The following is a 680-nucleotide window of genomic DNA, read 5'->3' on the forward strand; positions in this document are numbered from 1 at the left end:
TTCACCGGGGTCGGCAGTGGCCCCGCTGCAGGGCTGGCAGTCGGCGTTGAGACTTGCGCCGCCGCTGTCGCAGAGCATCCGCCTAAGATCGCGCCGACTGCCCAAAGCGCGCAACCGGAGGAACCGGCCAGACCTTTTCGCGGAGTGGCTGGGTGGGTTTCCTTCAAATCCGACACGCACACATCATCCTGGGGCAATCCCCGCCGGTTGATCCGCCCCCCTCATTTTACACCGGAATGCCGTACCACCCCAGTGTCGATCCCGATGCACCGGCACACCGGGATCGACGAGGAACGGGATCACACTTCGACGGAACCGGGAGGATGAACGATCCCCCCGATCGTCGTCGGTCAGATAATCGTGATGCCCGACACGGTCAGGTGCGCGGTGACCGTGCAGCCGCCAGGGCTGATCGTGGCCGTCGGAATATCGAAGTGCGACGGCGTTCCATTGGCCCAGGTCGCGCTGACATTGGCGGGACCGCACGATACCGGCGCGGTCACTTCGAGGCCATTGACGTTGACCGAAGTCGTCGACGTTGGAACGAGCGTGAACGGCGTGGTCAACCGCACTAGCGCACAAGCACCGAGCGGCCCGCCGACAAAGCTTGCGCTGGTGATCGTCGCCGTTCCGTCGCTATTGACGGTACCGCGAAAGGTCGCTGCACAATTGAGGGTCGG

The 680-nt window shown here is 64.1% G+C and carries 1 pseudogene; it reads right to left on the bottom strand.

The window, feature by feature from the left end:
• Positions 1–350: 350 nt before the first annotated feature.
• Positions 351–680 (bottom strand): annotated as a pseudogene (locus AACY52_RS29015) (hypothetical protein); the annotation flags it as partial.

Source organism: Pseudomonas sp. EA_65y_Pfl1_P113 (genome assembly GCF_963970525.1).
Classification (GTDB): Bacteria; Pseudomonadota; Gammaproteobacteria; order Pseudomonadales; family Pseudomonadaceae; genus Aquipseudomonas; species Aquipseudomonas tritici.